The following is a 23,012-nucleotide window of genomic DNA, read 5'->3' on the forward strand; positions in this document are numbered from 1 at the left end:
GGCACGTTCTCCAAAAGAGAGCGTGCCTTTTTTGTAATATTCACACAAATTATTCCGGTTTGGAATCTTCAGGAAGCCGTCTCCACCCGGGTACAGCGCACCGCGCAGCGGGCACTGCCGCCGGTGGTACAGGTGAAGAGCGTCAGATCCCAGTCATCGCCGTCCGCCTTGCCCACCATCTCTTCGATCTGGGTAGGCTGCAGGGTCTCCACTTTGGAGACGGTGTAGTCCCACTCCCGGCCGTCCATATCCACAAACTGCACCGTGGTGCCTATCGCCAGCCGCTTGACAGGACTGAAATGCCGGGCATAGTTGTGGCCGCAGATGACCAGATCGTCCGTGAAGACCGAGCCCGCGTACCGCCCTGGGGCAATTTTGAGGCCCGGATAGCTCCACTCGCTCATCACAGGCAGGGCCAGCCCGATGGACGGGATGGAGAGATACCCGATGTAATCCCAGCCATCAATGGCGGTGACCGTCATCTCCCGGTCGGTGTCGTCCACCTGGGTGGGCACCAGAAGCTGCAAATGGTTCTCCTGCTCGTCCAGCGTCGTTTCCAGCTGATCCAGCACCTGTGCCGCCGCTTTCTGAGCGCGGCCATTGTCCCACTGGTTGTAGCCCAGCAGGCCCAGCGCCCCGGCCAGCAGCAGCGCTCCCAGCAGGATGAGGATGGTTCCAAGTCGTCTTTTCTGCATGGCTCAGTGTTTTTTGCGGAGCAGGATGCCCGCTGCAATGAGGCAGGTGCCTGCCGCCGTCAGCACCGGGATGGGCCAGTTCAGCTGGCCGGTCTGGGGCAGGGTCGGGCGGCCATTCAGCACCCAGTCGTCCGGGTTGCCCGGATTGGGAGCCGCGTTCTTATCCGGGCGGCCGTTCAGCACCCAGTCATCGGGGTTGTCGGCACCCGGAGGGGTGTTCTTGCCCGGTTCCTCGGGGATATCCGGAGTCTCCGGTTTGTCCGGCTTTTCCGGCGTGGTCGGTTTTTCCGGCTCGGTGGGCTTCTCGGGTTCCGTGGGTTTGTCCGGTTCCTCCGGCTTGTCGGGTTCTTCCGGCACGTCCGGCGGTGTGGTGGGCGTCAGCGTGCCCACCTTGGGCAGGGCGTCCACATCGTAGAGGTAGGTGTCCTCCTCCACCAGCGGCACCGACACCAGGAACGGGTTGATCTTCTCATACCCGGTGGACGCCGTGCTCTGGACGACGAGATACAGGCCCAGCGGCAGCCGTGAGAAGACGGCCTTGCCATCGGTATCCACGGTGAGCGTCTCCCCTTTGCTGTCGGCCGGGCGCTTGTCGTCCAGGGTCCGGGCCAGGTCGCTCTCCGAGAGATCGCCGAGGGAAACGCCGCAATTTTCAAAACCATTTGTATAATCGTAGCTTAAATTTCCATTTTGGCGACTGATGGAGGCCACCTGATACAGGGTCAGCTTGCCGCCCGAGACCGCGCTCCCGCTCTCGGAATCCCGGAGGGTCACGGTGACGCTGCCTTTCCGGGTGAGCTCAATGCTGGCGGCCGTGGCGGCGGCAAACGCCGGGGCCGCGCACGCTGCCGCCAGTGCCACAGCCAGCAACAGCGCCGCCAGCTGTTTACGAATTTGTTTCATGGGGGTCACCTCTCGTCGTTTTCTCATGTTTGCCTGCTTTCGGACGCTTCCGTGTGGTCACCAGCAGCCAGATCAGCAGCACTGCCAGCATGGGCAGGGCAATGACAGGCGCCGTGATGATGGGGTCGATCCGTGTCGCGTCCGCCGTGACACGGACATGTTTTTGGCTCTCCCGCGTGTTGACACGGTGGCCGCGCACCAGCAGGCGGTGGGTATTGATGCCGTAGGGCGTGCAGGTCATCAGGGTAACATAGTCCTGCCCTTCTACGGGCTGTAATAGATCCGTCTCGGTGGGGAGGACAATGGAGATCCGGTCCACCTCATAGGTCAGCACCCGGTCCAGCACGGTGATGGTGAACGTGTCGCCCGCTTCCAGCTCGTCCAGATTGGTGAACAGCTTGGCGCTGGGCAGGCCGCGGTGGGCCGAGATGACCGCATGGGTGCCCGCCCCGCCCACGGGGAGGCTGCTGCCCTCCAGATGGCCTGCCGCCACCTGCAAAACACCATCGCTGGTGCCGTGGTAGACGGGCAGCTCCACGCCGATCCTGGGGATGGTGATATACCCCATAATGCCCGTGCCGGAGACGTCCAGCGTCTCGTCATAGCCGGAGACCTGCTCCGGCGTGAAGAACGAATTGGGCGTGGCCGCCAGCCGCTGGTTGTAGGCGTCCGCCGCCTCAAAATAGGCGGTATAGTCCGCATCCGACATCTCGTTGACCGTCTCGTCATAGCTGGCCAGCGCGCGGGACTGGTGGCGCTGGTTGACATAATCGCTGACGGTGGGATATAACATCACGGATAGACCCACGAGAAAGATCAGGATCAATATTATGGTACTGCGGTTCTTTTTCATGGGCTACTCCCTAATGTTATCAGGATATTTTTTGCTTTGGGGTTTGGTTTAGCGCTTGTTCTCCATCCGCTTCTTGGTCACCAGCAGGACCACAGCCACAGCCATCAGGCCGCCGCCAACGACGTAGAAGACCGTGGTGCCCATGCCGCCAGTGGAGGGCAGCACTGTACCGGACTTATTGATAACATTCGTCGTCAGTGCGCCAGTACCCTTATCAGTGGTGAACGTAATTTCACCAGATGCTGCAGTTCCAGAGAAACTTGTCAGAAGATCGCTACGATTTCCTGCACCATCCCAGCTGATCTCGTGATTTGCTGTAACAGTAAATTCAATCGGAGCAATCGTATTATATCCCTCCGGTGTCTTGGTTTCCGTTAAGATATACTGGCCATCGTCAAGCCCTTTAAAAATAAACTGTACGCCGCCCTCAGACTTCACAACAGCAATGCTCTTCGTTGTGCCATCTTTCAGCTTTTTGGTCAGAGTAAATTCTGCACCTTCCAATTTATTGTTCTCTCCAACAGAGTTTGCATACTTGTTGACAACAACCTTATAGGTAAAGACAACAACGTTATCCCAAACGGTTCTGTCTGTGTCCGTCTCGCTTCTGGGGTTATTAGAGTATTCCAGTTGTGCCTTATTCAGGTTACCATTACCACCAATCACTGCATTCTGATTCAGCTTAGAAGCATACTCTACACGGATCACACTGCCTGCATGGACTCCAGAAATCTGCTTCAGGTCATTAAAAATGACTTCAAAGGTGCAATCTTCACCCTGCGCAAAATTAGAAGTTTTAACCTCAAATCCGGTTGTGATCTCGTTATCATCAAGATAAACCTTAACCGAATTTTTATTAAACGTCAGCCCTTGTTCTTCTTTATCATGGAATGCAAAATAATATTTACTATACTCTGCATAGTCATCCGGAACCGTACCCTCCAGCTTGAACGGGATTTCATCGCCAATATCATGGTCTGCAACATCCTGCCAACCTGTAGTCGTACCCTCTGTGTCATTGGTGTCTTTCAGTTTTTTCTCAAAACCTGGAACATTGGAGTTTTTGGCTTTGATTGTAACATTACCAACCACTTCCGTAATGTAAACTTCATTCTCTGCGGTTGCAGTTGTATCTTTAAATAGATAATAACCAGGATCAACCGTGGCAGGACTATTGTGAGTGACAGTCGTAAACGCCGTGTTGTCTAGGTCAGCGTATTTTTTAATCACCGTAAGTTTGTCTGCATCCGAACTACTCACAACAGCAGCCAGTTCATTTAACACGTTCTCTCCAACTTTATCGCCGACATTGACACTCTCGCCACGGTTCTTACTGTTCTGGCCCCACTTGACATTAGACAGCTTACCCTTGCTATAATCACCCGTAAAAATCTGGTAAACCTTGTATGTATGACTACTTCCCGCCGGGACAGAAATTGTACCCTGATTTGCTCCATCCGCAAGCGCCGGGACGGCCATGGCCAGCACCAACGCAAATGCTGCAAGCAGCGCCAACACGCGTTTTACTCTTTTCATATTTCTTTACTACCTTTCTTACGTCCCCTCTCTGAAGACGCCAGAGAGGGGATTTATTTTCCTACGTTCGGTTTGTTGCCGGGGTCAGAGCTGCAGGAGTCACTCTCCCCCCCTTTTCCGCTTGCGCCTGGAGTTATATCCACACAGCACCGCGGCCAGCGCAATGGCCGCGCCGCCTGCCGTGTAAGGAACCGTGCCGCCGGGGGAGCCGGTGGAGGGGAGCTCGTAGGTGGAGGCCTCGGTGTTGGTGATGATGACCGTTGCGCCCGGGAGTGTGCCTGTGGTTTCGCTCGTACCATCCGGGTAGTCGTAAGAAACCGTGTAGCCGCTTACGCTGGCTTCCTCCACGACATAATGAGCTGTGGGGTCAAGGTTTGTAAAGGTGTACTCCCACTTTCCATCCTGTGGCAATGTGATGGTGGCATTCTCGACTTTCGTCTTTTGGCCATCCTTGCCGATCGTGTAAAGCTGCAATGTGATAGAATCCGGTAAGTCTTCTGTCTTATAGTTGCCATCCGGGTCTTTCCACAGTTTTTTCACTTTCAGTGAGGTCGGCAGTTTCCGGTTCACGATCCTTGCCGTATCGCCATCCACATAGCCGCTTCCCTTTTCCATCACGTCATTATCGTTGAAGTTCCGGGTATATGTTACAGAATAACCGCTTTGGATATCGGTTTCTTCGACACGGTAGGTATAACCTGCTTGGACCGAAATCGTCTTTGTCCAGCCGTCGCCGTCCGATGCAGACAACTTATAATCGCCCTGCTTTGTTTCCGTACCTGTGCTGTCAATTTGATAAACCGTGACGTTAATGCTGCTGATGGGCGCTACCGTAAGGATATGGCCCGCTTCATCTTTCCAGACTTTCTGGAGCACGATCTGCTGCTTGGCGTTCCGGATGGTCTGCTCATAGGTCTTGCCAAAACCATAATAAGTGACCTCATCATAGTTTACGGTCGTGTTTCCATCCTGTACAGACTTTGCACTCGTATCGCCTGTTTTTCCAATTGCATCTGCAAAAATTTCCTGCTGTTTTCCCGGTGCAAGCGACGAATCCGACGGATCTGCATCTGTCCGCCAAATGAAGTAGAGCGGTGTCGCATCCAGTGTATGACCAGCGGGTGCCTCGGTCTCCACCAGCTTCATCAACTTGTGCGCACCAAAATTGTTTACTGTACAACTGCTGCTTGTGCCAGGCGTATAGGTAAGCTCACCGTTTTGAGGTGTTACATTCTTTTTAAACAGTTTCCAATCGCCATCTTCATAGCGGTACAGTGTAAATTCTGCCCCATGAAGTGTGGTCTGCTCCTTGCCTTTTTCTACCTTGCGTATCTTCAGCACACCATCTGCAGAAAGCTTGACCCAGCCGTTTACTTTGTTGTAGCTTACCTTGTCGGGTTCGGTCCACTTACCAACGATCGAAGCTGTATTCTCCAACTTCAGCGGGAAGTCGCTTTCCTTTACTTCCGATGTATCGATTTTGTACGTATAGGTAAATTTATAGTAAGTTGCATCATCCACCGTCAGGACGATCTCGTACTCCGTTTTTTCGCTATCGATTGGTTTCGCACTTGTTTCCAGGCGATAATCGCTTTCCGACACCTCCGTTTCTGTACCATCCTGTTCAATCTTTTTCACCGTTGCACTTTCCAGTGCCGCTGTAGCGTTTTTGACGGTTGTAAAATGGTCTGTCAGCTTGATCTTATCCTTTGCCGGGTTCAAGTTGACACGTTTTTTATTGATGTCGATGGTATAGGTCACGCGCTCCGTATTAGCACCTGATGTACTCACTTCCTGTTTGCCAGATTTCTCAAGATACGTCTCATTCCGCGAAACGGTGACAGTCGCAGTATCTTCTTTTCCGCCCTCTATCCATTTTGCATTGTTGGCGTAGGGTTTATCCGTATTTTCATAGATGCTCCAGAAATCCGGGTCATCCACTTGCACACGGTACATAATGGCCACGCCATCAAAGGCTTGTTTGCTTTTTCCGCCGCTTCCATCGCCGCTTTCAGGCCTGTCAGTTTAATGTTCAGCACCTGGCCATCTTCGCTGGTGCCGCTGGCTGTGATCGAGATATTGTTTGTGATATCTCGCACATCACCATAAGATTCAAAATAACTCTTGCCACTTGCCTTATCACTATTTTTCACAAGATGTGCGGCATAATAATCTTTCCATTGGTTATCTTTTGTACTGTCATACACCAACTCCAGACCTTTGTCCAAGGTATCCCGAATAGTGATCATATCCGCTCCATCTTCCGGGACGACCCAGAGCTGATACCAGATTTCTTTCCCGTACGGGATTGGACCAGAATGCCCCAGCGAATTATGTCCTCTATCAAAGACAGTTTTTTCAAATACTGTTTCCTTGCTCTTCTTATACGGATAATACGCCGTGCTCGTTTTCTTATCACCAGTGACCTGATCAATGACCTGATCCGAAGTGATTTGGTTTTTAATCGTCCAATCTTTTCCATTCTGCATTCCGGTAAGATCAACATAGGTATAGTATTGATTACTACCTCTTCCAAGGTTGATTTTCCAGACGTTTCCTACCGAAGCATTCGTCGCATCCACACGAACTTTAAACGAGTGGACATGGGTCGTATTATCTTCCACCACATGACCGTTTGCATCATAAAAAGTATAGGTAATGTTTACTCTTCTGCTAGTAGCATTCAAGTGTCCATACCAGCTGGAATCTGCATCCGTCAGATAAATTTCAATTATTTCTTGCAATTTGTTCAGCAATTCATTCCGCAGTGCATAGTGCTCCGCACCCGCTGCAAAATTTCCATTGTTATCCTCTGGCTGCTGGAACGTATCCGTAAACTCAACAACCTTTGTATCAGCCGACGGTACGATGGTTGCCCACCAGCCTGCCTTTTTGATGCGGTTGGAATTTGTATCTGTCAGCGCCTGACTTCCATTCAACGGTGCTTTTATAATCGTTCCTTGGATTCTGGTACCAGCGCTTCCGGTGCCGGATGTTTTCTCTTCCTCGCTGTCCAGGTCTTTGTATGTTACATTGTTTTTCACCGTTTCGCCTGCAGGCGCACTTGTGTTATACACAAAACGGTAGAACTTTTGGGTAGACCCTCCGGGAATGTATAAGTAAAGCCTTTCTTATTTTCATTCGGCGCAAACGAAACAAGGTTATCACTGGTGTCTTCCTTGTCACCGCCATAGCGGTAAATGTTTCCGGTGATCTCAGCTGCTGTTTCCGTTTCTAAGGCATCTGTTACCGTGTAGCCGTTGAGGTCGTTTCCATCCTCCGGGTTCCGGACAATAATCGTCCAGACGATACGGTTTATATTGGAGTCATACCTGCTTGTTTTGGTAATGGACGTCTTGAATTCCGTGCTCCAGGAATCCTTATTCTCCGGGCCGCCTGTTACCTGTGCCGTCACATCATTTTTTACCACACCAAGCAGTGTCTGATTATCGCATTTGTCCAAATCAATGTAATAATCATACGAGAGGACATACTTTTCCCCTGCTTTCAATGCCGGGAGATTATTTACTGTAAAGGTCGGTGTCTCACCTCCAAACACAGGCTGTCCTGCCGGAAGTGTTTCATCACTCTGCGCATCATTGCTCACTTTTTTCAAGCTAAAAGAGCTTTGATCATAGTGGCCTTTGATTGCAGTGTGCGCAATGGTATCCTGGATCAAAAGCGTCTTGCCTGCTGTTCCTTTTTCTGTGGAAACCGTCACTTCAAAATGAATATAAGGCTTGCCATCCTCCGTATACAATACATAGCCTTTCTGTGCACTGCTCTTTTCAACCTTAATATCCGATTTTCTTTTAAGGGTAATGGTTTCGGTCATGCCGGGATACTGGATTTCCTTTTCATCGCTGTTATCATCCAGGTAGAATTCCGCATCAAATCCAAAATCCTCCACTTGGATATCAGTTTGGTTCATCGCGTTCTCATTGAATACAAAATCAACGACGCCATCTTTAGAGACTGTGTATTTACCATACACATCTCCGCCAAGGATGATTTCTTTTTCCACTCTTCCTTGGAGTTTCAATTCCGTTTTCCAGCGAACCGTATTCGTCCCTGCTTCTCTCAGTTTTTTTGTCGAAACGCTGAAAGAGCCGCTGACTGTGATCTTATCGCCATCTTCAAAAACCAGCTCGTTATCTGTTCCGCTGCTACCAGTATGTTTTACATTGATAGTCAGATTTTTAGTATTTATTTCATTCAGCTCAAGGGGAGTACCTGTAACCACTACGTCAAGGCTCTCCGTTCCCTGCTCTCCATCCATCAAATCGCTGATCCCATACCCCTCCGCGGCATTGACGGACACAAAGCTGGTGACCTCGCTCAGGGCAACGCTCACCTCGGCCACCTGGTCGATGGTGGTCTCGCCGTCGGACTCGTAGCCGGTGGCGACATCGCCGGAAATGACGGTGAGGGCCGTGGTCAGATCGGTCTCCTCGTCCACCGCCGCGTCGGACACCACGCCAATGGTCTCGCGGCCCTCGGCATTTTTGTACATGACGATATCACCCGGCAGGATACCGCCAAAATCCTGCGGGTCATCGGTATAATATTCAGAGTTCATGCGGGCAAGCTCACCACGCAGGGCGCTGATGCTGGCGTACTGGGGGATGATATCCTGCGGCACGCCCGCGTGGTACAGGCAGTAGGCCACAAAGGTGCTGTCCCAGTCAGCATACACCATGGGCTTGTCCTTATAATACTGGTCGGCATACATGGTGTAGCCGTTGCCGTCCTCGTCCACGTCGGCCTTGCTCTCGGTATAGCCGAGCTGGCTCTTGGCTACCAGCACCATGTCCTCAGCCCAGTCCGCATCCGTGCGGGCAGGGGTCTTGGCGTCGTACTCCGCGTCGATCTCGGCGTTGGGGTTGACAAGGCAGGCGGCAGTATGCTCGTGCTCTTCCTTGCCGCAAATCAGCACCTTGCCATAGCACTCGGCGGTGTGGTGGTGGACGGTATAGCCCGTGTCGATCTCGTCGTCCGTTTCGGGCTTGGTGGCTTCTTTTTCGGGTTCCGGGTCGGCTGCTGTCTCCGGTTCCTCGGCAAAATCGCTCTCCTCCGCGCTGTTTTCGTCCCTATCGTACAGAGCGGCGCCGTCATCCGTTTCCTCCGGCTCGCCCTCTTCCTGGCCGCAGACCAGAACCTCTTCGAGGGTATAGCAGTCGTCGGTGTGCTCATGCTCGGTGCAGAGCAGTTCGCCGGTCTCCTGGTCGTAGCAATAATCCTGATGGACGTGGTCGCTCTCGATGCCGCAGGTCAGCACCTCTTTTTCCTCGTAGCAATCCGAGGTGTGGTGGTGCAGCACCACTTCCGGCTCCGGCTCTTCCTGCGTGGCGGGCTCACTTTCCGGCTCGCTCCCGGCTTCGTCCCAGTCCGCAGCGCTGGAGTCACCGTCCCCTGCGTCATCAGCCGAATCCATCGTTTCTTCAACGATTTCGCCCTCTTCATAGCCGCAGACAGGCTCGGTGCCCTCGATGTAGCAATCGTCGGTATGCTTGTGTTCTTCCTTGCCGCAGTAATAGCGCGTGTCATCGGCGGTAAGCGCGATGCCATCCTGATGCAGCCGCCAGCTGACGCTCATGGCGGTCAGCATCGCCAGCACCAGAACCATTGCCACCGAACGCCGGGCCAGATGACGCTGCCGCTGGACGTTCTGAATGGCTTCCTGGAAGCGATTCTTCATTTCCATAATGGATTCCTTTCCTCAGTGGATCAACGAAAAACCGGACAAGGGCCAAACGCGTAAAAAGACCTTGCCCACGATTTGACTTTTTTCGACACAGCCGATCACCGTACTCCGGCTGTCGATGGAGGTGACGCGGTGGTCGCCCATCACAAAATAGCGGCTTTCCGGCACCTGATAGGGGAACTCGATGTCGCACTCGCCCAGCGCCAGCTCATCCACATAGGGCTCGTCGAGCACCTCTCCATTGACGCTCACGACACCTTTGGTGTCGATGGAGATGACATCGCCCGGCCCGCCGATGATGCGCTTGAGCAGCAGCTTGTTCTGCCAGTAAAAGCCACACAAGTCGCCCGTCTTCCAATCGTCCGTTTTTACCAGCAGGATCACGTCCCGGTCCTGCAGGGTGGGGTTCATGCTGTCGCCCGACACCTGCAGCACAGGCAGCAGCAGCGTGGCCAGCAGCACCGCAATGGCCGCCACCACGATCAGGGTGCTCACCGTACCGCGCAGCACCCGCCAGAAACGCCGCCGTTCGGTCAGGCGCTTCCGTTCCGCATCCACCCGCCGCAAAGCCTCGGTGTCCTGCGGCGTTTCATCCTGCCGGAGCGTGTCGATGACGTCGATCAGCTCCGTGCGGCTCATCCGCCGCAATTTCCGCTCTGACATAATTCCTCCGCAAAGTCTTCCGCAAGGCTTTGTCTTTCATTCCATTCCCAGTTTATCTCAATCGCCGTCCTCTGCAAAGCGCGGCGCAATCCACGAAAACATTTTCGTTCTTTTTCCACAAAAAAATCTTTATAAAGATAAGTGATATTAATAACAGTATAGCACCAATATTTCCTGTTTTCAATCAATTTTCCTAAGATTCTTTACCATGACTCCTGCTTTTCATGATTTATTCCTTTTGCAAAACATCTTTTTGTATTTTTACAACAAAAGAGCACCCCAGGGCAGGAAACCCGGAGTGCTCTTTGATTACACGGTGTTGAATTGCGCGTTTTATTTACTTCTTGGTGCTTCCCATATCGGGGACAAAGCTATTGATCTTCTTGACGGTGTCCACGATGGTGACCACGTTGTTGATGATGGAGCTGCCGGCGGAGAAGACACGGGCAATGTAATTGAACAGGGTGCCGATATCCTTGAACATCTGCCAGCCGGTGGTTTCACCACCAACCAGATAGGTCATCTCCTCCGCATCAATGGCTGCGTAATTGGCGGGCATTTTGAGCTCATAGTTCGTCATAGTAATTTTCCTTTCTTCAGTAAACTCAATAGAAAAGCAAATTCATCAGGAACCCTGTGCGGCGACCACGGTAACCACGACAGCGACCACCGCTGTGACCACCAGCACCGTGCCGAGGTTGTCTTTCAGCTTCCAGCTCTTCTCTGTGTCAGCGGCTGCCGGTGCTGTCGTCGTTGTCTTGGCTGCAGTGGCTGTGGCTGTGTTCTTTTTGGCTGTCGGCGTCCAGTGCGCGTAGATGGTGGTATCGTCCTTGAAGTTGTACCGCGTGGTGATCTTGGTGCCGCCCACCACATCGTCGTACCAGCCATCAAACTTATAGCCCTCCATGGTGGGGGTGGGCGTACTGGTCAGCCGGTAATTGGAGCCGTACTTGTAAGCATACAGCTGCATGACATCACATGTACCGCCCTGTGCTTCCAAGTAGACGTTGTAATAGCTTGCGTCCGCCGCAAACGCCATGGGCACCAGGTTGCAGCACAGTGCCAGCGTCAGTACGCAGAGCACGAGCTTTTTCCAAAGCTGCTTCATAGACCGCGTCCTCTCTTTCCAAGCGTATTTCCCCGGGCGCTTTCCGGTGTTCCGGGAGCGGCACGTTCCACCCAGCCGCCGGGCGGTTTTCCAGCGCTCTCCCTTGGAACAATTATGAATCGGAACGGGTGCCTTGTCAAGCCCGGATCGCAAAATCGAGGTGGGAATTTTTATGGCATTTTCCGTCATTTTCCGCGTTTCCGGACAGATGTCGCGTTTCCGCGGCCATTTCCCGCCGGTTTCCCGTTTTTGCGCCCCTCTCTGCCGTGCAGGAAACAGCATGGAGGAAAAGCTCACAGCCGGTTCTTTTTCATCAGAAATATTTTACCAGAAATGCCCGTGTCCGCGCAAGTGTCCAAATGGACACAAATCACAGATTTGCGCCTGTTTTATTGGGTTCTGCACAAAGCCTCCCCCAAAAGTTCGTGTAGAACGCACAAAAAACACGGCATAAAAATCCACCGCAGCCGGGCAGGCCCTCGGCGTACTTGTTGGTCAGGATGCCGCCCATGGCCGCCATGACGGCAGGCGAGACGATCCCAAAAAGCGCGGCCCCGCATTGGGCCGGACGGTTTTTTTCTCTGATAACAAAATGCCAGCCTTTCTTCAACCGCAATTTCGACAAAAACGCTTGCTTTTTGAGCCCGCATTGCTTATTATATTCCTATAAAAATGCTGGGTGGTTTTTGTGCGGATCGTCTGCATGGGCACCGCCCGGAAGAACGGAGGAAGCCGCATGACCCTTGCGGAAGAGAAACAGGTTCAGCGCAAAGCGGGCATTGCGGCCCGCCGGGCACTGGCACCGGAAACCCGTGCCGCTGCCAATGCAACTCTCTGCGCCCGGCTGGCGGCGCTCCCCTGCTTCCGGCAGGCCCGGACCATCCTGCTTTACGCAGCCTTTGGCGGCGAGGCCGATCTGGCCACCCTGGCCGAGACGGCCCGGGGCCTGGGCAAAACGCTGGCCTATCCCGTCTGCGGGGAAAATTTCAGCCTGACCGCGGCTGTGCCCGGCGAGGATGGCTGGGAGGCAGGGGCCTACGGCATCCGCACCCCCATCCTGAGCCGGGCAGAGATCCTGCCGCCGGAGGCACTGGATCTGATTTTAGTGCCCTGCACCGCCTTTGACGCCGCCTGCGGCCGGGTGGGGATGGGCAAAGGCTACTACGACCGCTACCTGCCCCGCTGCACCCGTGCGGTGAAGCTGGGCATTGCGTTTGAAGCACAGCGCGTCCCCCACGCCGCTCTGGACGAACACGACCAGCGGCTGGACGCGTTCATCACCGAGGGAGGAATCTATCGTGGAACTGACAAAATCGAGCTGTGAGGGCTTTTTGGAGAGCCTTGCCAGCAAAGCCCCGGCCCCGGGCGGCGGCGGTGCAGCGGCCCTTGTGGGCGCGGCCGGCGTGGCCCTGGGCAATATGGTGGGCAGCCTGACCGTGGGCAAAAAGAAGTACGCAGCGGTGGAGGCGGATATCCGAGCCCTGAATGCCCGGGCGAAAGTCCTGCGCAGGCGGCTGGAAGCGCTGGTGCAGGCCGACGCGGAGGCGTTTATGCCGCTGGCTGCCGCCTACGGCCTGCCCAAAGAGACGCCGGAACAGCAGGCCCATAAGGCCGCGGTGCTGGAGCAGGCGCTGGACGGGGCCTGTGCCGTGCCTCTGGAGACCATGGAGCCTGCTGTGAGGGCATTGCGCTGGCGCAGGAGTACGCCGCCAAGGGCAGCGCGCTGGCCGTCTCCGACGCCGGGTGTGCGGCGCTGTTCTGCAAGGCTGCCTTACAGGCTTCGGGCCTGAATGTCTCCATCAATACCAAACTGATGGCAGACCGCGCCCACGCCGAGGCCCTGAACGCCAAGGCAGACGCACTGCTGGCACAGTACGTCCCGCTGGCCGATACGCTCTACGAAAAAATGGCAACACAATTGAGAGGGGAAGTTTAAATGGCAACGATCTTAAAAGGCGCGCCCGTGGTGGCGGCCATGAACGAGGCAAACGCCGCCCGCTGTGCGGCATTGGCCGCCAAAGGCATCACCCCTGCCCTGGCCGTGGTCCGGGTGGGCGAGCGGGAGGACGACCTCTCCTATGAGCGGGGCGTCATGACCCGCTGCGGCAAGGTGGGCGTAGCCGTCCGGCAGTTTTTGCTGCCCGCCGATGCCACTCAGGACGCCCTGCTGGAAGTCATTGAAAAAATCAACGCGGACAAGTCCATTCACGGCTGTCTGCTCTTCCGCCCGCTGCCCAGGCAGTTCGATGACCGCACCATCCGCGCGGCACTGGCCCCGGAAAAGGACATTGACGGCATCACGGACGGCTCGCTGGCCGGCGTGTTTACCAACACGGCGCTGGGCTACCCGCCCTGCACCGCCCAGGCCTGCCTGAAAATTCTGAAGTATTACGATATCCCCCTCTCCGGCAAGCGGGCCGTGGTGGTGGGCCGAAGCCTTGTGGTGGGCAAGCCTGCCGCCATGATGCTGGACCGCGAAAACGCTACGGTCACGATCTGCAACTCCCGCACCCAGAACCTGCCCGCCCTCTGCAAAGAGGCTGATGTGGTCGTGGTGGCCATGGGCAAGCGCGGCTTCATCGGAGCCGACTGCCTGCGGGAGGGCCAGACCGTTGTGGATGTGGGCATCCATGTGGGCGATGACGGCAAGCTCTGCGGGGACGTCCGCTTTGCCGAGGCCGAGCCCGTGGTGGAAGCCATCACCCCCGTGCCGGGCGGTGTGGGCACCGTGACCACCTCCGTGCTGGTGGGCCATGTGGTGGAAGCAGCGGAGAAGACGCTTTTATAAAAGTTTCATCTATTTTTAATTTTCAATCATAAAGCACAAAACGAAGCACAAAACGCAAAACGCGCCCGGGCGGTGAGGAACCGCCGGGCGCGTTTTGCGCTCTAGGGTTATGCCGGGAGGTAGAAAAGAAAATAGGAAAATAGGAAAAAGATAAGGTCAGATGTTACGCGGCGTTCTTTGCCGGGGCAAAGACCAGCGCTTTTTTCCGCTTGTTCTGCATCGAACGGACGATGCAGCTGAGCGTGAAGTTGATGATGAAGTAGATCACGCAGGCGGCACCGAACAGGACCATGACGTCGGAAACATTCACGGTGCCCAGACCGTTGTAAGTGCCCGCGGCACTCAGCAGCTGGCGGATGCGGGCCATCAGCTCAATGGTGGCCACGTTTGCCAGATAAGACGAATCCTTGATGGTGGTGATGACCTGGCTCAGCAGGGTGGGCACGATGTTGCGGTATGCCTGGGGCAGCACGATGTAGAGCAGCACCTCAGCGGTGTTGAAGCCCTGTGCGTAACCAGCCTCAAACTGGCCCTTGGCCACACCATTCAGGCCGCCGCGGACGATCTCCGCAATGACGGAGGAGTTGAACAGAATCAAAGCCAGCGCTGCCTTGAACAGGAGCTTCATCTCCACGCTGGTCAGGCCGAACATTTTCCGGGCAAAGAATGCCGGGCAGGGGCAGAAGACCACGCAAACGAAGATCCACAGCAGGTAGGGCGTGTTGCGGAACAGCTCGATGTAGGCGGCACTCAGCCAGCCCAGGACGCGGGCCGGGCCATGCTTGCAGTAGGTGCGGGCCAGTGCCAGCAGGCTGCCGACGATGAGGCCCAGAATAACGCCCAGCACCGAGATGATGCAGGTAAAGGCCACGCCGCGCAGCAGGTAGAGCATCACACCCTGCTGGGTGAGGATGGAAAGGCTTGCAGCAAGTGTTTTCATGTTAAGCAGCCTCCTTGAGTTCCACCTTGGCGGCGGTCTTGAGGGCGGTGTTCACGCGGCCCTTGCGTGCCTTGAGGGAAGCCTCCCAACGGGTCGCCAGCGTGGACAGCGGGAAGCAGACCACAAAGAAGATGAGGCCGCAGACGATGTAAGCGGGAGCGTAAGCGCCGCCGGTGGAAGCACCGGTGACAAAGCTGTAGGTCACACTGATGAGGTCCGCACCACCCACGATGTAGAGGCAGGAAGTGTTTTTAAAGAGGTTGACCACCTGATTGACCATGGGAGGCAGCATCACGGGGATGCTCTGGGGCAGGATGATGTAACCCATCCGCTGCAGATAATTGAAGCCCTGTGCCTGTGCGGCCTCAAACTGACCCTTGGGCACCGACTCAATGGCCGCGCGGACCACCTCGCCCATGTAGGCACCGGTGTAAACGCCCAGTGCAATGATGCCGGTGCGGATGACGCCGAGGCTCAGGCCCGCAAAGGCCAGCGCGTAGTACAAAAAGCAGAGCTGGAGCAGCAGCGGGGTGTTCTGGATGAACTCCACATACACGCGGGCTACAAACTTCAAGATCTTATTGCCGCTGGTGGCCATCAGGCCCAGCAGAGCGCCAATGGCAAAGGCCAGCGCCAGTGCGCAGACAGCGGTCTGTAAGGTATTGCCCAGACCCAGCAGAAAGCTCTCTTTATGGTTCCAAACCGTACTCCAAGCGTCCATCGAAAATAAACCAGACATGGCAAACGCTCCTTTCCCTTTCTATCCCTCAATTGCAAAAGTGGTCTTTTAGCTCAGGCCGTTCTCCTTGATCAGGCTCTCGACCGTACCATCGGCCAGCCAGCCCTGCACCAGCTCATCGCACAGGGTGGAGAAATCGCTGCCTTTCTTGGTGGCGACGCCGTACTCCTGCGGGCTGAACTCCGCATCCACGTAGCTGCGGCCATCGGTCTTGTAGATGGCCAGAATGGACTTATCCACGCAGAAGCCCTGGATCTCGTTTGCGCTCAACGCGGTGCTGATGGCGGGATAATCGTCGTACTGACGGAACGAGATGCCCTCTTTCCAGGTATCCGCGTTGAACGTGTCGGCGTCAAAGTTTGCACCATCCAGCACGCCCGCGTCGATCATGGCCTTGACCAGAGCACGGGCAGAAGTAGAACCGGAGGACACGCCCACGACCTTGTCTTTCAGGTCTGCCAGATCCTTGATGCCGTTGGAGTCTTCGACCAGAACGGAAACATAATCGGTGTAGTAGGGAGTGGTGAAATCCCAGCTCTTCTTGCGCTCCTCGGTGATGGTGAACGTTGCCAGAACGGCGTCGATGTCGCCGGAGTCCAGCAGCTCGCCGCGGGTAGCAGCGGTGACGGTGGTGAACTCGACATCCACACCCAGATACTCGGCGATCATCTCAGCCAGGCTGTCCTCCAGGCCTTTGTACTCACCCGTCAGGGTGTCCTGGAAGCTGAAGCCCTGCACGGCGTTCTTGACGCCGACCTTGAGGACGCCGCGATCCACGATGGCCTGGGTATCCGGGCCAAAGCTGGCGGCTGCCGCGCTGGAAGCACCGGCGGTGCTGGCGGCAGTGGAAGCGGTGGAAGCAGCGGTGCTGCTGGAAGAGCCGCCGCAGGCGGCCAGCATGGAAAGGACAGCGGCCGAGCCAGCGCCTTGACGAAGCTGCGACGAGAGATCTTTTTCATAATCATACACTCCTCTATGTTTTTTGCAGCCTGGGCGGCTTTCCCTGCCCGCCCCGAAACCGGCTGCGTTTTATCAACAACGGCGGCGCACCACAACTTGTGCACCCGGCCGTGTCAACCAAAATAAGATGTTACCGGACGATCTTGCTCAGGAACTGGCGGACACGCTCGCTCTTGGGGTTGGTGAAGAAGTGCTCCGGCGTGCCCTCTTCAAGGATCTGTCCGTCCGCCATAAAGACGACCCGGTCTGCCACCGAGCGGGCAAAGCCCATCTCGTGGGTGACGACCACCATCGTGATGTTTTTCTCGTGTGCCAGCCGGACCATGACGTCCAGCACTTCCTGAATGGTCTCGGGGTCCAGTGCACTGGTGGGCTCATCGAACAGGATGATCTTGGTCTGTGCACAGAGGGCCCGCGCAATGGCGATGCGCTGCTGCTGGCCGCCGGAGAGCTGGGGCGGATAAACATCCGCCTTATCCCGCAGGCCGACTACCTCAAGATAATGATATGCAAGCTCCTCCGCCTCGGCCTTTGTTTTGTGGTGGAGCTTCATGGGGGCCAGCGTCAGGTTCTTGAGCACGGTCATGTGCGGGTAGAGGTTGAACTGCTGGAACACCATGCTGATGTTCTCCCGCACGACACGGGTCTTGTTTTTGTTGGTAAGCTCCTCCCCGTTGATATAAACATGGCCGCTGGTAGGCTCCTCCAAAAAATTCATGCAGCGGACGGTGGTCGATTTGCCGCTGCCCGAGGGTCCGATGATGACCAGCTTCTCGCCCTCAGCCACTTCCAGGTTCACGTCTTTCAGAACGTGCAGGTCCCCGAAGTATTTATCCACATGTTCCAGTTTGATCATGAAGTATTCCGCCTTTCCCTATCCTCTTTTTGCCTGTGCACATGCACCACAGACCAGTGCGCCCGGGGGTTGTCTTTTAACATGAAAAGAAAAAAGGCGCAGAGTGAATAAGCTTCACTCAAGCGCCTTTGCTTTCGTTGATAAAAGTATACCTGCTTTCCGTCAAACTTTCAATAAGTAAAGTGCAACAATTTACCACGTGCTCTTTTATGCATTTTGGAAAGTTAGACAAACATCATACTTAAAATCATTCATTCAGCGGGCCAGCAGCAGCAAAAGTGCCGATGCCACCGCCTGCAGGATCAGCCAGCGGGCCACCACCTGCTCATCGCTCCAGCCCATCCGCTTGCGCACATGGTCGTGCAGCGGGGTCAGCGTTTTTTTCAGGATGCTGATGTGCAAAAACCGCTTGAAGCTGATTTTGAGGATGCCCAGACTGCCGTCCACGATAAAGACCAGTGCCGCCAGCAGGAATGCGAACGGGTGATTGCTCTTGAGGGCCAGGATGGCCAGGAAGAAGCCCATGGCGCGGCTGCCGGCGTCCCCCATCAACAGGGTGGAGGGTTTGGCATTGGACCACAGGTAGGCCAGCAGGGCACCGATGAAGATGACGCCTGCCGTGGCATACTCGCCCAGCTCCTCCCAATAGGCCAGCAGGAACGTGCCGATGGACACCACTGCCAGGCTGGCCGAGAGGCCGTCCACACCGTCGGTACAGTTGACCACATTGATGCTGGCCCAGATGAGCACGACGATGAGCAGCAGGTAGACCGGGTACGGGATGCTGAACGCCCAGTTCAGCAGCTGCACGCCGGTGCCGTTGAAGTTGAGGTAGGTGACACCTGCCACCACCGCGATGACAAAATCAATGAGGCCCTTTTTGTATTCGTTCCAGGCCGTATCCGCCGCATCGTCAAAATAGCCCGAGAGCATGGAGGCGATGAGGAGGGCGGTATAGATCAGGTACTCCACCCGGAACGGGACGACAGCCAGCGTCACCAGTGCGATGCAGAGCACAAAGATGAGGCCGGAACCACGGGCCTTTCCCTTGGACAGCTCGCCGTTGACAGCGAACGCGCGGCCATGGTCATGGGGCAGCCGCTCCCGGAACATGGAGTCCATCAGGGCGGTCAATGCAAACGCCAGCAGAAAGCCCAGCGCGTCCACGGCACGGGTGCCGATGGTATCAGAAAGCATTTCGATCATAAGATTCAATTCCTCTTTCATAGTATTCTTCCCATGATGAGAGTGTATCACGCAGAACAGTAAAAATCAATTGTCCTGCCGCAAAATCGCCCTTGATTGACAATCCTCTTCCCTCTTATTATAATAGGTATCGGCTTTTCCATTTTGTATTTGCAGAGGAGACATCATGACACTTTCACTTGATATTCTCGCGGCCCGGATGCGGCAGGGCGAGAGCATCCCGCTGGGCGACACGGCCCGCGTTGCCGTTGCCCTGAGCGTGCCCGCCATCCTGCAGCAGCTGGTGGTCACGGCTATGGAGTACATTGACGCGGCCATGGTGGGCCACATCGGGGCCGAGGCCACGGCGGCCATCGGCATCGTCAGCTCCAGCACCTGGCTGCTCCACGGCATTCTGGTGGGGCTGTTCACGTCTTTTGCCATCCAGATCGCGCAGTATCTCGGGGCCGACCGCCAGGATGATGCCCGGGGCGTGCTGCGGCAGTCCATGATCTTCAACATCCTCCTCGGCTGCGGCATGGCGGCGCTGGGCATCGGCATCTGCCGGTTCCTGCCCGGGTGGCTGGGTGCGGACCCGTCTTTGCAGGGCAATGCTTCGGCCTACTTTGGCATCTGGTCCGCAGCCCTGCCGTTCAGCATGGCCATGGGGATGTACTCCGCCATGCTGCGGGCCACGGGTGACGCCCTGACGCCCAGCCTCATCAGCGTGCTGGTCTGCGTGCTGGACATCTTCTTCAACTTTTTCCTCATCAATCCCACCCGGGAGATGGAGCTGTTTGGCCAGACCGTCACGATGTTCGGTTTTGGCTGGGGTGTGCCGGGCGCGGCGCTGGGCACGGCCCTTGCTACCATGATCGGCGGGCTGGCCGCACTGGCGGTGCTCCTGCTGCGGGAGAGCCCACTGGCCATCCGCTACCCCGGCAGCTGGAAAATCACCCGCTCCTGCCTGATCAACCTGTGGCGGGTGGGTGTGCCGCTGGCGGCAGAGCGCGCCGCCCTCTCCTCGGCTCAGGTGCTTCTCGTCCGCATCGTGTCCCAGCTGGGCACTGTGGCCATTGCGGCCAACAGCCTGGCCGTAAGCGCCGAGGGCCTGTGCTACATGGCGGGCTACGGCATCCAGGATGCTTCCATCGCACTGGTAGGGCAGGCCGTGGGTGCCCACCGCCGGGACATGTCCAAGCGGTTTGCCTGGCTCTGCACCGGGATGGGCATGGGCATCATGGCTCTTTCCGGCGTCTTGATGTGGCTGTTTGCCCCGGCACTGATGAGCATTTTTACGGCCGACGCGGCTGTCATTGCACTGGGGGCCCAAATGCTCCGCATTGAGGCTTTTGCCGAGCCCATGTTCGGGGCCTCCATCGTGGCCAGCGGTGCCATGCAGGGGGCTGGCGACAGCACCGCCTGCTTTGTACTCAACCTGTTCAGCATGTGGGGCGTCCGGCTGACGCTGGCATTCCTGCTGGCTCCCCGCTTCGGGCTGGCCGGTGTCTGGACGGCCATGTGCGTGGAGCTGTGCACCCGGGGTGTGCTGTTTCTGCTCCGCCTTGCCCGGGGCAAGTGGCTGGAGAGAGGCGCGCTGGCATAAGCGATATAAAAAATACTCCTGTGCGGATGCACAGGAGTATTTTTCTTTCTGATCGAGTGGAATCAGCGGCGGCCATGCAGGATGGGCGACAGCGGCTTATAGATCAACATACAGAGCACAGCGTCCAGCAGGCCCTTGACCAGCGTGAACGGCAGGTTGAAGAGGATGAGGCACTTGATGAGGCTGTCTGCCGAGGGCAGGATCGCCTGATACATGCCCAGGATGGCTTCCAGCGGCATGTGGTAGAACTGCACATAGGCTGGGTAAACGACGAAGTAGTTGGAGGGCACGCTCAACACACCCATGGCCACGGCGCCTGCCACGGCACCGATGATGGCCGTCTTGCGGCTCTTGTGGTGCTTGTAAATATAGCCGGCCACGGCAGAGAAGATGGCACCCAGGATAAAGTTGGAGAGCTCACCCACACAGGCCGTGGAGGTGCCCTTGATGACGATGTGGAGCAGGTTCTTCATAAAGCTGATGATCACACCATACACCGGGCCCAGGGCAAACGCGCCCAGCAGGGCGGGCAGGTCCGAGAAGTCCATCTTGATAAATGCCGGAATCAGCATCGGGATGGGAAACTCGATGAACATGAGGATGAATGCCACCGCGCTGAGCATGGCGGCAACGGTCAGTTTGTGGGTCGTGTCTTTTTTCATGGTTTTTCCTCCCGGGGCGGCTGGCCCCACTCAAAATAAACTGTGGAAAGCCCTTTTCGCACCGATGGGAACCGGGAAGACAAACCAAAAGCGCCCTGCTGCAAAAACACTGCAACAGGGCGCGTAGACAAGCAATTTGTCTGCCGTTTCTTGCATCCGGACTATACCGTCGGCCTCGGAGTCTCACCGAGTCAGCACCCCATAAGGGTGGTCGCGGGCTATACCGCCGGTGGGGAATTGCACCCCGCCCTGAAACGAACTTTCTGGCACACAGTATAGCGCGGCAGCCTGCTGTTGTCAACCCTTATCCGCAAAAGTTTGTTTTCTTTTTCACAAGTGTAACGTTTGCTTCTGGACGACTGCCCCTGCACTGCGGCAAAGAAAATTTGAACCCTCTGCTGGAGTATGCTATACTAAGACCAATGTGTTCGACACAATTCACCCGAAAGGAACAATTTCTGTATGATCTTTACCATCCAAAACCTGGGCTTTGCCATTGGCGGCTTTTTGCTGGAGGGCTGGCTGGCCTTTGCGGCCCGGTGCGTCTGCGCTCTGGTGCTGCTGGCACTGGGCGCTGTGGCCCGTGCCCTGCTCCGCAAAAAGATCTTCCCGAAGCTGCTGGCCCACAGCTGGCACTTTGAGGCCACCGGCATCCTGCTCCGCAGCTTTGAGCTGCCTGCCGAGTGGATGGTCTGGCTCACGGGCATTTACTTTGCCCTGGCCAGCCTGCCCTGGGCCATTGCCCCCGTGCCCAAATTCCTGCTCGTCGTCTACCAGATGGCCATGACCCTCTGCATCTGCAAAGGCCTGTACCACGCCTCGGATGTCGCCACCCTGCTGCTGAAATCCTGCGGCGAGGAGATCCGCTCCAATAAGACGCTGCTCTCCCTGCTGGACACCACCTATAAGGTGCTGGTGGTCATTCTGGGCGTGGCGACCATCGCGCAGGAGAGCGGCTTCCCCATCGGCAGCATCGTTGCCGGCGCCGGCCTCATCGGCCTGACCATCTCCCTGGCTGCCCAGGAGACGGCCAGCAACATCTTCAGCGGCATCGTCATCCTCGTTGACAAGCCCTTTGCCGTGGGCGACTGGATCCTCGTGGGCGATGTGGAGGGCGAGGTCATCGACATCAACTTCCGCTCCATCAAGATCCGCTCCCTGGATAAGACCGTGAGCGTCATCACCAACAGCAAGGTGTGCAGCTCCATCATCGTCAACTGCGCCATGCGCTCCACCCGGCCTTATAAGTTCACGCTGGGCGTCACTTACAATACCTCCCGTGCCAAGCTTGAGCAGTTGATGGCCGACCTGACCGCCATGCTGGAAGCCAGCCCTTATGTGGAAAAGGGCTCTGCCCTTGTCCGGCTCACCAGCTTTGGCGATTCCAGCATCAATCTCCTCGTCTCCGCCTACCTGCTCACCAATCAGGCCGGAACGTTCCTCCAGATGCAGAACGACCTGAACCTGAATGTCATGGACGTGATGCAGAAAAACAATGTGGACTTCGCATTCCCCTCCACCACCGTCTATCTCTCCAAATAATTCTTTGCTCCTCCGTGCGGAGGAGTTTTTTTGTTTACAACGCCACATCCAGCGCCATCATCAAAGCAAACCCTAACACAATGCTGATGACCCCCGCCGATTCATCCGGTTCAACGGCCTGCGGGATCATCTCCTGCGCCGTTACGCAGACCATGCACCCGGCGGCCGCGCTCATCAGCCAGGGCAGAGCCGCGCTCACCCAGCCTGCCACCGCAAGGGCCAGCAGCCCGCCCAGCGGTTCCACCAGCCCGGAGGCTGCCCCGGCCAGAAAG

At 56.2% G+C, this 23,012-nt stretch carries 22 protein-coding genes, 2 pseudogenes and 1 riboswitch; of the genes and pseudogenes, 7 read left to right on the forward strand and 17 right to left on the reverse strand.

The window, feature by feature from the left end:
• Window positions 1-68 precede the first annotated feature (68 nt).
• From DXA70_RS10015 to DXA70_RS13650, 10 genes are all read right to left on the reverse strand, one after another.
• On the reverse strand, window positions 69-695 hold the full coding sequence (locus tag DXA70_RS10015) for a sortase (RefSeq protein ID WP_128118387.1): 627 nt from the start codon (window positions 693-695) through the stop codon (window positions 69-71).
• Window positions 696-698: 3 nt separating this feature from the next.
• A complete protein-coding gene (locus DXA70_RS10020; RefSeq protein ID WP_128118388.1) occupies window positions 699-1,598 on the reverse strand; it encodes a SpaA isopeptide-forming pilin-related protein in 900 nt (299 codons plus the stop codon).
• Window positions 1,582-2,451: a class C sortase gene (locus tag DXA70_RS10025; protein WP_022256343.1), complete on the reverse strand. Its 870-nt coding sequence runs from the start codon at window positions 2,449-2,451 to the stop codon at window positions 1,582-1,584. Before DXA70_RS10025 ends, DXA70_RS10020 begins: the two co-directional genes overlap by 17 nt.
• A 48-nt stretch (window positions 2,452-2,499) precedes the next feature.
• Window positions 2,500-3,987, reverse strand: coding sequence for an isopeptide-forming domain-containing fimbrial protein (locus tag DXA70_RS10030; protein ID WP_128118398.1), 1,488 nt, complete (start codon window positions 3,985-3,987; stop codon window positions 2,500-2,502).
• Window positions 3,988-4,086: 99 nt separating this feature from the next.
• Window positions 4,087-5,943: a Cna B-type domain-containing protein gene (locus DXA70_RS10035; RefSeq protein ID WP_128118389.1), complete on the reverse strand. Its 1,857-nt coding sequence runs from the start codon at window positions 5,941-5,943 to the stop codon at window positions 4,087-4,089.
• The gene (locus tag DXA70_RS10040; RefSeq protein WP_128118390.1) at window positions 5,856-7,031 is read right to left on the reverse strand and encodes a hypothetical protein; all 1,176 of its coding nucleotides are present in this window, start codon (window positions 7,029-7,031) and stop codon (window positions 5,856-5,858) included. Before DXA70_RS10040 ends, DXA70_RS10035 begins: the two co-directional genes overlap by 88 nt.
• Window positions 7,028-9,691 (reverse strand): hypothetical protein, encoded by a 2,664-nt coding sequence (locus tag DXA70_RS10045; RefSeq protein WP_128118391.1) that lies wholly within the window; start codon window positions 9,689-9,691, stop codon window positions 7,028-7,030. Before DXA70_RS10045 ends, DXA70_RS10040 begins: the two co-directional genes overlap by 4 nt.
• Window positions 9,692-9,706: 15 nt before the next feature.
• Window positions 9,707-10,354: a signal peptidase I gene (gene lepB / locus DXA70_RS10050; protein ID WP_243001293.1), complete on the reverse strand. Its 648-nt coding sequence runs from the start codon at window positions 10,352-10,354 to the stop codon at window positions 9,707-9,709.
• Between the two features lie 337 nt (window positions 10,355-10,691).
• On the reverse strand, window positions 10,692-10,934 hold the full coding sequence (locus DXA70_RS10055; RefSeq protein ID WP_022256348.1) for a hypothetical protein: 243 nt from the start codon (window positions 10,932-10,934) through the stop codon (window positions 10,692-10,694).
• 45 nt (window positions 10,935-10,979) lie between these two features.
• Window positions 10,980-11,462, reverse strand: coding sequence for an InlB B-repeat-containing protein (locus DXA70_RS13650; RefSeq protein ID WP_158565159.1), 483 nt, complete (start codon window positions 11,460-11,462; stop codon window positions 10,980-10,982).
• Window positions 11,463-11,971: 509 nt separating this feature from the next.
• Here DXA70_RS13650 and DXA70_RS13795 point away from each other — a divergent pair.
• The 5 genes and pseudogenes from DXA70_RS13795 to DXA70_RS10080 all read left to right on the forward strand — a co-directional run bounded on the left by DXA70_RS13795 (window position 11,972) and on the right by DXA70_RS10080 (window position 14,250).
• On the forward strand, window positions 11,972-12,202 hold the full coding sequence (locus DXA70_RS13795; RefSeq protein WP_199522878.1) for a hypothetical protein: 231 nt from the start codon (window positions 11,972-11,974) through the stop codon (window positions 12,200-12,202).
• Window positions 12,199-12,786 (forward strand): 5-formyltetrahydrofolate cyclo-ligase, encoded by a 588-nt coding sequence (locus DXA70_RS10070; RefSeq protein ID WP_022256350.1) that lies wholly within the window; start codon window positions 12,199-12,201, stop codon window positions 12,784-12,786. The genes DXA70_RS13795 and DXA70_RS10070 overlap by 4 nt, the downstream gene beginning before the upstream one ends.
• A pseudogene (locus DXA70_RS10075) lies at window positions 12,761-13,260 on the forward strand (cyclodeaminase/cyclohydrolase family protein); the annotation flags it as partial. The gene DXA70_RS10070 and the pseudogene DXA70_RS10075, both read left to right, overlap by 26 nt.
• A 15-nt stretch (window positions 13,261-13,275) precedes the next feature.
• Window positions 13,276-13,398 carry a hypothetical protein gene (locus tag DXA70_RS15490; protein ID WP_347553544.1) on the forward strand — a complete coding sequence of 41 codons (123 nt, stop codon included), beginning with the start codon at window positions 13,276-13,278 and terminating at the stop codon, window positions 13,396-13,398.
• Entirely contained in the window at window positions 13,399-14,250 is an 852-nt protein-coding gene (locus DXA70_RS10080; protein ID WP_128118393.1) for a bifunctional 5,10-methylenetetrahydrofolate dehydrogenase/5,10-methenyltetrahydrofolate cyclohydrolase, read from the forward strand.
• A gap of 163 nt (window positions 14,251-14,413) precedes the next feature.
• Here the strand turns inward: DXA70_RS10080 and DXA70_RS10085 are convergent, their stop codons facing one another.
• The 5 genes from DXA70_RS10085 to DXA70_RS10105 form a co-directional block, all read right to left on the reverse strand.
• Complete coding sequence (locus DXA70_RS10085; protein WP_112148109.1) at window positions 14,414-15,190, reverse strand: amino acid ABC transporter permease; 777 nt, start codon at window positions 15,188-15,190, stop codon at window positions 14,414-14,416.
• A 1-nt stretch (window position 15,191) separates the two neighbouring features.
• Window positions 15,192-15,929: an amino acid ABC transporter permease gene (locus tag DXA70_RS10090; RefSeq protein ID WP_022256354.1), complete on the reverse strand. Its 738-nt coding sequence runs from the start codon at window positions 15,927-15,929 to the stop codon at window positions 15,192-15,194.
• 48 nt (window positions 15,930-15,977) lie between these two features.
• A complete protein-coding gene (locus DXA70_RS10095) occupies window positions 15,978-16,898 on the reverse strand; it encodes a transporter substrate-binding domain-containing protein (RefSeq protein ID WP_243001294.1) in 921 nt (306 codons plus the stop codon).
• Window positions 16,899-17,019: 121 nt separating this feature from the next.
• Complete coding sequence (locus DXA70_RS10100) at window positions 17,020-17,745, reverse strand: amino acid ABC transporter ATP-binding protein (RefSeq protein WP_112148106.1); 726 nt, start codon at window positions 17,743-17,745, stop codon at window positions 17,020-17,022.
• 255 nt (window positions 17,746-18,000) lie between these two features.
• Window positions 18,001-18,951, reverse strand: coding sequence for a phospho-N-acetylmuramoyl-pentapeptide-transferase (locus DXA70_RS10105; protein ID WP_112115168.1), 951 nt, complete (start codon window positions 18,949-18,951; stop codon window positions 18,001-18,003).
• 166 nt (window positions 18,952-19,117) lie between these two features.
• Between DXA70_RS10105 and DXA70_RS10110 the strand changes: the two genes are divergently transcribed.
• Window positions 19,118-20,536, forward strand: coding sequence for an MATE family efflux transporter (locus tag DXA70_RS10110; RefSeq protein ID WP_128118394.1), 1,419 nt, complete (start codon window positions 19,118-19,120; stop codon window positions 20,534-20,536).
• A gap of 62 nt (window positions 20,537-20,598) precedes the next feature.
• Here DXA70_RS10110 and DXA70_RS10115 read toward each other — a convergent pair whose 3' ends face one another.
• Complete coding sequence (locus tag DXA70_RS10115) at window positions 20,599-21,198, reverse strand: ECF transporter S component (RefSeq protein WP_128118395.1); 600 nt, start codon at window positions 21,196-21,198, stop codon at window positions 20,599-20,601.
• A 140-nt stretch (window positions 21,199-21,338) separates the two neighbouring features.
• A riboswitch (FMN riboswitch) is annotated at window positions 21,339-21,459 on the reverse strand.
• Between the two features lie 201 nt (window positions 21,460-21,660).
• Here DXA70_RS10115 and DXA70_RS10120 point away from each other — a divergent pair.
• Complete coding sequence (locus tag DXA70_RS10120) at window positions 21,661-22,740, forward strand: mechanosensitive ion channel family protein (protein WP_128118396.1); 1,080 nt, start codon at window positions 21,661-21,663, stop codon at window positions 22,738-22,740.
• A gap of 34 nt (window positions 22,741-22,774) precedes the next feature.
• Here the strand turns inward: DXA70_RS10120 and DXA70_RS10125 are convergent.
• Window positions 22,775-23,012, reverse strand: a pseudogene (locus DXA70_RS10125) (ZIP family metal transporter); the annotation flags it as partial.

The organism is Faecalibacterium sp. OF04-11AC, from assembly GCF_003460645.1.
Lineage (GTDB): Bacteria > Bacillota > Clostridia > Oscillospirales > Ruminococcaceae > Faecalibacterium > Faecalibacterium prausnitzii_I.

Excerpts from the sequence above, each read along its gene's own strand:
- DXA70_RS10015 (WP_128118387.1), bottom strand. The coding sequence starts at position 695 with ATGCAGAAAAGACGACTTGGAACCATCCTCATCCTGCTGGGAGCGCTG.
- DXA70_RS10020 (WP_128118388.1), bottom strand. The coding sequence starts at position 1,598 with ATGAAACAAATTCGTAAACAGCTGGCGGCGCTGTTGCTGGCTGTGGCA.
- DXA70_RS10025 (WP_022256343.1), bottom strand. The coding sequence starts at position 2,451 with ATGAAAAAGAACCGCAGTACCATAATATTGATCCTGATCTTTCTCGTG.
- DXA70_RS10030 (WP_128118398.1), bottom strand. The coding sequence starts at position 3,987 with ATGAAAAGAGTAAAACGCGTGTTGGCGCTGCTTGCAGCATTTGCGTTG.
- DXA70_RS10035 (WP_128118389.1), bottom strand. The coding sequence starts at position 5,943 with ATGTACCGTGTGCAAGTGGATGACCCGGATTTCTGGAGCATCTATGAA.
- DXA70_RS10045 (WP_128118391.1), bottom strand. The coding sequence starts at position 9,691 with ATGGAAATGAAGAATCGCTTCCAGGAAGCCATTCAGAACGTCCAGCGG.
- lepB (WP_243001293.1), bottom strand. The coding sequence starts at position 10,354 with ATGTCAGAGCGGAAATTGCGGCGGATGAGCCGCACGGAGCTGATCGAC.
- DXA70_RS10055 (WP_022256348.1), bottom strand. The coding sequence starts at position 10,934 with ATGACGAACTATGAGCTCAAAATGCCCGCCAATTACGCAGCCATTGAT.
- DXA70_RS13650 (WP_158565159.1), bottom strand. The coding sequence starts at position 11,462 with ATGAAGCAGCTTTGGAAAAAGCTCGTGCTCTGCGTACTGACGCTGGCA.
- DXA70_RS13795 (WP_199522878.1), top strand. The coding sequence starts at position 11,972 with ATGGCCGCCATGACGGCAGGCGAGACGATCCCAAAAAGCGCGGCCCCG.
- DXA70_RS10070 (WP_022256350.1), top strand. The coding sequence starts at position 12,199 with ATGACCCTTGCGGAAGAGAAACAGGTTCAGCGCAAAGCGGGCATTGCG.
- DXA70_RS15490 (WP_347553544.1), top strand. The coding sequence starts at position 13,276 with ATGGCAGACCGCGCCCACGCCGAGGCCCTGAACGCCAAGGCAGACGCA.
- DXA70_RS10080 (WP_128118393.1), top strand. The coding sequence starts at position 13,399 with ATGGCAACGATCTTAAAAGGCGCGCCCGTGGTGGCGGCCATGAACGAG.
- DXA70_RS10085 (WP_112148109.1), bottom strand. The coding sequence starts at position 15,190 with ATGAAAACACTTGCTGCAAGCCTTTCCATCCTCACCCAGCAGGGTGTG.
- DXA70_RS10090 (WP_022256354.1), bottom strand. The coding sequence starts at position 15,929 with ATGTCTGGTTTATTTTCGATGGACGCTTGGAGTACGGTTTGGAACCAT.
- DXA70_RS10100 (WP_112148106.1), bottom strand. The coding sequence starts at position 17,745 with ATGATCAAACTGGAACATGTGGATAAATACTTCGGGGACCTGCACGTT.
- DXA70_RS10105 (WP_112115168.1), bottom strand. The coding sequence starts at position 18,951 with ATGATCGAAATGCTTTCTGATACCATCGGCACCCGTGCCGTGGACGCG.
- DXA70_RS10110 (WP_128118394.1), top strand. The coding sequence starts at position 19,118 with ATGACACTTTCACTTGATATTCTCGCGGCCCGGATGCGGCAGGGCGAG.
- DXA70_RS10115 (WP_128118395.1), bottom strand. The coding sequence starts at position 21,198 with ATGAAAAAAGACACGACCCACAAACTGACCGTTGCCGCCATGCTCAGC.
- DXA70_RS10120 (WP_128118396.1), top strand. The coding sequence starts at position 21,661 with ATGATCTTTACCATCCAAAACCTGGGCTTTGCCATTGGCGGCTTTTTG.